7 protein-coding genes are annotated in these 7,500 nt (G+C 64.6%); 5 read left to right on the top strand and 2 right to left on the bottom strand.

What is annotated here, in order from left to right; genetic code table 11:
• From H8A95_RS07060 to H8A95_RS07080, 5 genes are all read left to right on the top strand, one after another.
• On the top strand, nucleotides 1-405 hold a 405-nt coding region (locus H8A95_RS07060; protein WP_229182508.1), incomplete at its 5' end, for a nuclear transport factor 2 family protein.
• A gap of 65 nt (nucleotides 406-470) precedes the next feature.
• Complete coding sequence (locus tag H8A95_RS07065) at nucleotides 471-1,727, top strand: M20/M25/M40 family metallo-hydrolase (protein WP_229182509.1); 1,257 nt, start codon at nucleotides 471-473, stop codon at nucleotides 1,725-1,727.
• Between the two features lie 306 nt (nucleotides 1,728-2,033).
• Nucleotides 2,034-2,708: a GntR family transcriptional regulator gene (locus tag H8A95_RS07070; protein WP_229182510.1), complete on the top strand. Its 675-nt coding sequence runs from the start codon at nucleotides 2,034-2,036 to the stop codon at nucleotides 2,706-2,708.
• 68 nt (nucleotides 2,709-2,776) lie between these two features.
• Entirely contained in the window at nucleotides 2,777-3,577 is an 801-nt protein-coding gene (locus tag H8A95_RS07075) for a phytanoyl-CoA dioxygenase family protein (protein WP_229182511.1), read from the top strand.
• Between the two features lie 167 nt (nucleotides 3,578-3,744).
• Nucleotides 3,745-5,052 (top strand): NAD(P)H-dependent oxidoreductase, encoded by a 1,308-nt coding sequence (locus H8A95_RS07080; RefSeq protein ID WP_229182512.1) that lies wholly within the window; start codon nucleotides 3,745-3,747, stop codon nucleotides 5,050-5,052.
• Nucleotides 5,053-5,263: 211 nt separating this feature from the next.
• On the opposite strand, the gene H8A95_RS07085 is transcribed toward H8A95_RS07080, so the two are convergent.
• Both H8A95_RS07085 and H8A95_RS07090 read right to left on the bottom strand, forming a co-directional pair.
• Nucleotides 5,264-6,349 carry an NAD-dependent epimerase/dehydratase family protein gene (locus tag H8A95_RS07085; protein WP_229182513.1) on the bottom strand — a complete coding sequence of 362 codons (1,086 nt, stop codon included), beginning with the start codon at nucleotides 6,347-6,349 and terminating at the stop codon, nucleotides 5,264-5,266.
• Between the two features lie 180 nt (nucleotides 6,350-6,529).
• Complete coding sequence (locus tag H8A95_RS07090) at nucleotides 6,530-7,153, bottom strand: hypothetical protein (protein WP_229182514.1); 624 nt, start codon at nucleotides 7,151-7,153, stop codon at nucleotides 6,530-6,532.
• Nucleotides 7,154-7,500 lie beyond the last annotated feature (347 nt).

Here is a 7,500-nt window from a genome sequence, read left to right on the forward strand (position 1 = left end):
AGACGCCGCGTGCAGGGCGCGCCGCCCGCACCGGATCCCGATCTCGGCCGCCAGCGCGGCATCGTCGAGGCCTTCCTTGCCGCATCCCGCAACGGCGATTTCGAAGGGCTGCTTGCCGTGCTGGCGCCCGACGTCGTGGTGCGCGCCGACCAGGCGGCACAGCGCCTCGGCTCGCTGCCGGTGATCCGTGGCGCCGCCGCGGTCGCCGAAAGCTTCAAGGGACGGGCGCAGGCGGCGAAAACGGCGCTGGTCGACGGCGAGATCGGCGTCGCCGTCATCCTCGGCGGCACGCTGCGTGTGGTGCTGCGGGTCACGATTGCGGGCGACAGGATCGCGGCGATCGACGCAACCGCTGAGCCCACGCAGATCGAAACCTTCGACGTCGAGGTCCTCGATCGGAATTGATCGCGGCTGGAGGCAGCCAAATTGCGATGCTAGTCTCTCCCTGCGCTCACGCAGGGAGGACAACAATGAAACGATCCATCAGATTGCTCGCGTCGGTCGGGCTATTCTCGCTCACCCTCGCCTCGTCCTCCGCCTTTGCCGCCGCAGACGAAAAGCTGCGCGCGGCCGCCGAGCAGGCCCAGCCGGCGGTGATCGAGAGCCTGCACGACATGGTGCTGATCGAGTCGGGCTCCAGCGATGTCGAGGGCCTGAAGAAGATGGCCGACTACACCGAAGCGCGGCTGAAGGCGCTCGGCGCCAAGACCGAGCGCCGCAAGACCACGCACGGTGCCGGCGCCGACATGGTGATCGGCACCTTTGAGGGCACCGGCAGCAAGAAGCTGATGCTGATCGCACACATGGACACCGTCTATGAGCACGGCATCCTCGACACCCAGCCCTACAAGGTCGACGGCAACAGGATCTACGGACCCGGCATTGCCGACGACAAGGGCGGCATCGCCGTCATCCTGCATTCACTCAAAATCCTGAACGACGCGGGCTGGCGCGACTATGCCAAGCTCACCGTGTCGTTCAACCCGGATGAGGAGGTCGGCTCGACCGGCTCCGGCGAGATCATCGCCGAGCTCGCCGACCAGCATGATGTGGTGCTGTCCTGCGAGCCGACGGTGGCGCCACCGGTTGCCAAGAACGAAGGCCTGCTGCTCGGCGCCAGCGGCACCGCCACCGGCACGATCGACGTGAAGGGCAAGGCCTCGCATGCCGGTGCCGCGCCGCAGCTCGGCCGCAACGCGCTGCTCGAGCTCGCGCACCAATTGCTGCAAACCCAGGACGTCGCGAAATCCATCCCCGGCACGCAGCTGAACTGGACCACCGCGAAGGCCGGCACGGTGCGCAACCAGATCCCCGATCACGCCAGCGCCGGCGCCGACATCCGCCTCACCATTCCGGACGGCGTGCAAAAGCTGCAGGCGGCACTCGACGAGAAGGTGAAGAACAAGCTGATCCCCGACACCGAAGTGACCGTGGCAGTCGTCGCAGGCCGTCCGCCCTTCGTGGCCAACGATCGCGGCCGCGCACTCGCCAAGCAGGGACAGGCGATCTATGCCGAGCTCGGCCGCACGCTTGATATCGCTGAGATGACCGGCGGCGCGACCGATGCCGGGTTCGCCGGGCGCAGCGGCAAGGCGATCGTGGTCGAGAGCTTCGGCCTCGCCGGCTGGGGCTATCACGCCCGCGACGAATATATCGACACCAATTCGATCGTGCCGCGGCTCTATCTGATGACGCGGATTCTGATGGAGCTCGGCAAGGCGAAATAGCGGGGCGGATCGCTCAATGACGGTCATTCGTCCGCTGATCCGGCGAACGAAATCTCAGCGTTTGCATTCGGGGCCACCCCTCTCCCCACCCTCCCCGGCAAGGGGGAGGGAGCCGACGAGCGGGCTTAACCTTACGTGCAGGCCAGGGGCGACTGCCCCAACCTCGCCGGATCTCGGTCGCAGTCAAAATTCCTCACATTTTCAATCGCTTAAATTCACCGCAAACTGGCGCCTTGACCGCTCTCACAACCCGCAGTAGCTTCATCTCAGAATACGGAATTCCGTATTCCATATTGGACTAATGGCATGATCCCGTTGGACCCGCTTCCGAACCTCATCGACCAGGTCTATGGGAGGCTGCTCGAAGCGATCATCGACCGCTCGTTGCTGCCCGGTCAGCGCATCACCCAGAACGAACTTGCCGAACGGCTCGGCGTCTCACGCCAACCGATCTCGCACGCGCTGCATCTGTTGCATCGTCAGGGCCTCGTCGCCGAGAGCGGCAAGCGCGGCTTCGAGGTGACGCAGCTCGATCCGCAGCGGATACGCGAGCTCTATGAAGTTCGCGGCGCCATCGACGCGCTGGCGGGACGACTCGCGGCCGGCCGTGTCAGGGACGATTCCGCGGCCCGCGCACAGCTCGAGAGCGCGCTCGAAGCCGGACGCGCGATCGACGACAACGCGCCGCTGGCGCGCCTGATCGCGCTCGACGTCGACTTCCATAGCGCGATCTATCGGCTGGCGGGCAATTCCGCGATCGAGGAAATGATCACGCCGCAATGGCCGCATATGCGCCGCTCGATGGCGACCGTGCTCGCGGAGCTCGATTACCGCGGCAGCGCCTGGACCGAACACGAGACCATCGCCGCGCATATTTTCTCCGGCAATGCTGCCGCCGCCGAAGCCGCCGCACTGGCGCATGCGCAGACGGCAGGACGGATGACCGAGGAGAAGCTGAGGGCAATCGACGTGGCCGCGTGAACAAACAAAGCCGTCAAGCCCGGCCATGACGAAGAGAGAACAGAAGATAACAACAGGAGGAAAGCACCATGAAACTGACCCCGGAGCAGATCGAATTTTTCCATCGCGAAGGCTGGCTGTTCCTGCCCGAACTGTTCAACCAGGAAGAGGTCGATTTTCTCGCGCGCGAGGCGGTCTCGATCTATGACGCCAACCGCCCCGAGGTGTGGCGCGAGAAGAGCGGCGCGCCGCGCACCGCCTTTGCCGCCCATCTCTACAACGAGGCGTTCGGCCTCCTCGGCGCCCATCCGCGCATGATCGACCCGATCGAGCAGCTGTTCGGCGAGAAGGTCTACATGCATCAGTTCAAGATCAACGCGAAGGCGGCCTTCACCGGCGACGTCTGGCAGTGGCACCAGGATTACGGCACCTGGAAGCGCGACGACGGCATGCCGGAGCCGCGTGCGATGAACATCGCGATCTTCCTCGACGAGGTGATGCCGATCAACGGCCCGCTGATGCTGGTGCCGCAGAGCCAGACCGCCGGCGACCTGAAAGCGTCGCACGATCTCGAGACCACGTCCTACCCGCTGTGGACGCTCGATGAGGAGACGGTGACCCGCCTCGTCAAGCAGGGCGGCATCGTCGCCCCGACCGGCAAGCCCGGCGGCATGCTGATGTTCCACGGCAATCTGGTGCACGGATCGAGCGGCAACATCACGCCCTACCCGCGCAAGATCGTCTATTTGACCTTGAACGCGGTCTCGAACTACATCCGCACCCCGACGCGGCCCGACTACATCGCACACCGCGACTTCACGCCGATCCAGACGGTTGCCGACGACGCGCTGCTGCGGCTCGCCCGTGCGCCGCGGCAGGCGGCGGAGTAATCGAAAATTGTCATTCCGGGGCGACGCGGAGCGTCGAGCCCGGAATCCATAACCACGATCGGGAGTATGGATTCCGGGCTCGTGCTTCGCACGCCCCGGAATGACGAATTCTGATACTTCTCGTTGTCCCGGATCACCTCTTCCATAGCGCCACTGGTAGCCAACACATGAACCTGCATCACCTCCTCAAAACCCGCGCCGCTGCCGGCAAGCCGGTGCGCGTTGTCCTGATCGGCGCCGGAAAATTCGGCTCGATGTTCCTGTCGCAGGTGCCGCACACGCCGGGGCTCGAGGTACCCGTGATCGTCGACCTCGACCGCGACCGCGCGCGCGAGGCGTGCCGCACGGTCGGCTGGGACGACGCGCGGATCGAAGCGACCACCTTCACCGACGACGGCGCGCGGGCGATCGCGGGCGGTGCATTCGACGTCGTGGTGGAGGCGACCGGTAATCCCGCCGTCGGCATCCGCCATGCCCGCGCGGCGATCGCTGCCGGCAAGCATGTCGTGATGGTCAATGTCGAGGCCGATGTGCTGGCGGGGCCGCTGCTCGCCGAAGAGGCGCGCAAGGCCGGCGTGGTCTATTCGCTCGCCTATGGCGACCAGCCGGCGCTGACGGCGGAGATGGTCGATTGGGCGCACGCCACGGGCTTTCGCGTCGTCGCCGCCGGCAAGGGCACCAAATATCTGCCGGCCTATCACGACGTGACGCCGGAGGGCGTGTGGCAGCATTACGGGCTCACCGCTGGCGAGGCGCAATCCGCCGGCATGAACCCGCAGATGTTCAACTCCTTCCTCGACGGCACCAAATCCGCGATCGAGATGGCGGCGATCGCCAATTCCTGCACGCTCGACGTGCCGTCGGAAGGCTTGCTGTTTCCGCCCTGCGGCGTCGACGATCTGCCGCATGTGATGCGGCCGCGCGACAAGGGCGGCGTGCTGGAAAAATCCGGCATCGTCGAGGTGGTGTCGTCGCTGGAGCGCGACGGCCGTCCGGTGTTTCGCGATCTGCGCTGGGGTGTCTATGTGGTGCTGGAGGCGCCGAATGATTATGCCGCCGATTGCTTCAGGCAGTACGGCCTCAAGACCGACTCATCCGGCCGCTATGCGGCGATGTACAAGCCGTATCATCTGATCGGGTTGGAGCTGAACATCTCCGTGCTGTCGGCGGCGCTGCGCAACGAGCCGACCGGACAGCCGCGCGGCTTCCGCGGCGACGTCGCTTCGGTGGCGAAACGCAACCTGCGTGCCGGCGAGATGCTCGACGGCGAAGGCGGCTACACGGTGTGGGGCAAGCTGATGCCCGCCTCCGCCAGCCTCGCCGGCGGCGCGTTGCCGATTGGGCTCGCGCATCGCGTCAAGCTGAAGAACGACGTCGCCCACGGCGCGGTGGTGCGCTGGAACGACGTCGAGGTCGACGAGAGCAACGACACCATCAAGACCCGCAAGGCGATGGAGCAGGCGTTTTCGCGGTAACGTCTTTCTGGCTTCTCCGAACGGAGAGCGTTCTTCACCTCTCCCCGCTCTTTGCGGGGAGAGGTCGGATCGCATCGAAGATGCGATCCGGGTGAGGGGCGAGGCACCGTGCTCAACAAACATCCGAATGCTCGCCGGATGGAAGCCCCTCACCCCAGCCCTCTCCCCGTAAGAACGGGGAGAGGGAGCGGTCAGAGCAGCGCCCGAGCAATCACGGCAGCAGCCGGCTCGCCTTCGCCAGCCTGAACCATTTGCGGAACATCGCCTCGGTGTCCATCATCTCGGTGAAGCCGGCCTGGTTGATCTTGACCGTCGACACGATCGAGGGCGGACCAGACTCAGTTTGGCCATAGCGCAGGCTGTAATCGGCATATTGGAACGACAGGCCGACGAACTCTTCCAGACCGGGCGCGATCAGATCGTGCTTCTTGCGCAGTTCGTCCCAGCGCGGAATCCACCTCGGATATTCCTGCGCCAGTGACAGCGGCACATGCCGGCCGGGCGCCATCTCAAGCGCATCTGCGACCGCCGGCCAGATATTTTCCCAGGTGAAGACGTCGCCATTGGTGACGTTGAACGCTTCATTGCGCCCGGTCTCGGCATCGCCCGACCAGGCGATTGCGCGCGCCAGGAGATCGACGTCGACCGCCTGCGCGACGCGCGGCGCGCCGCCGGGATAATCCAGCGGCCTGCCCTGCTCGCGCAGCATTGCCGCATAGACGCCGAGCGGCGGGATCAGATCCATCGCGCCGCCCATGGCTTCGCCGATGATCAGCACCGGGCGCAGGATGCTCCAGTGCCAGCGCTTGCCCCGCTGCAGCTCACGCAGGAAATTCTCCTGCGCCCAATAGAAATTCGGCTGCTCGTACATTTCGGAGCGACCCTCGCGCGCCGGCACTGTGAGCGGCCGGACATGCACGCCATAGGCCTTGGTGCCCTGCAGCAGCGCGACATGCTTGAGATCAGGCGCGACGGGTTCAAGCGCGCCCATCAGATTGCGCAGCATCCGGTCGTTGGTTTCGATCTGGCCGGCATCACGCCAACCATCGACCAGGCTGGGCGCCTCATAGAGTGCGGCATAGATCAGATGCGTTGCGCCGCCGAGCTCGGCCGCGGCGCGGCGGCAATCCTCGGCATTGGTGAGATCGATCGGCACGTGCTGCGCACCGTAGAGATCGCGTGGCTTGCGACGCGACAGCGCAATGCGCTCGCAATCATCGGATGTTCCGAAGTGTCGCAAGGCGGCGCTGCCCACGAGGCCGGTCGCGCCGGCAATCACCACTTTCTTGTTGGCCATGTCCTTGAGCTCCCGTCAACTGACCTGCCTTGCGTAGCAGATCGCGGCAGGACCGACAGGTATCGGATGAGACCCGCAGCGCCGATTTTCCTTCGCACCTGCAATGCGTGAGATACAAAAAAGCCCCGGAGAAATTCTCCGGGGCTCTTTTTTTGATTCGGCTTCGATTCGGATGACGACTCAGTTGTCGTCGCTGCCGCCGAACTCTTCCATCAGCTTGTCGTAGCTCTTGGTCACGAGATCGATATTGCCCTTGTTCTCGACCGCGGGCGGCGGCGATTTCAGGGCTTCGTTGAGGTCGGCGAGCGCATCCTTCTTGTCCTTGGCCGACATCTTCTTGTCGGCCTGGACCTGGGCGATCTGCGCTTTCACCACGGCCTCCGGACCGACATACTTCTTGGTCTGCGGATCGAAGCCGCCGAGCACCAGCGAGATGTTGTCGACGACGCTGTTGTACTCGTCATAGCCGGCGAAGCCGTTCTTCTTGGCGATGGCCTCGAGCTGGGCGACGACCTTCGGATCGGGCTTGGCGTCCTGCGAAAGCTTTGCGGTGATCGGGTCCATTTCCTTGGCGGCGGCGATCGCACCGTCGATCTGCTTGTCGGTCAGCGCGATCTGCTTGATCGGCGCGGCCTGATCCTGGGCCGGAGCAGCAGCCTGTGCGGGAGGAGCAGCCTGCGCGGGCGCCGGCGCCATCTGCTGCTTGGCCTGCGCGAATGCGCCGCTGTTCGACGCTGCGGTGAAGGACGTCGCAAGACACGCGACGCTCAACGCAGCAAGTACGGGACGGACGATCTCACGCATGGAAGTCTCCTTGTTGGGGCAGGTTTGTTGCCGAGCTTCTTGAGTGGAACTGGTACGGAAATCGAAATGAACGGCCCATGAACTTTGGTCGTAGACGATGACCGGCAATCGTGGCCGAATGATCACAAACTGTTCAAGGAGTGTTGATCACGGCGCATCTGAGAGGCGGCCGATCAAGAATCGCACGCCGAGACCGAATCGAAGCCGCTATCGCGGAGTTGACGACGTGCGCTCCCTCACCTTGCCGGCGCTCGGATTCGCTCATGCTCGAGGTGTGCACGAGAATGAGCTCGTGATTGTCTAGTCGCGTGTGTCAAACTGACAGCGTCGCGCGTAGGTTTCGAGCG

The sequence above is a fragment of the Bradyrhizobium oropedii genome (genome assembly GCF_020889685.1).
Lineage (GTDB): Bacteria > Pseudomonadota > Alphaproteobacteria > Rhizobiales > Xanthobacteraceae > Bradyrhizobium > Bradyrhizobium oropedii.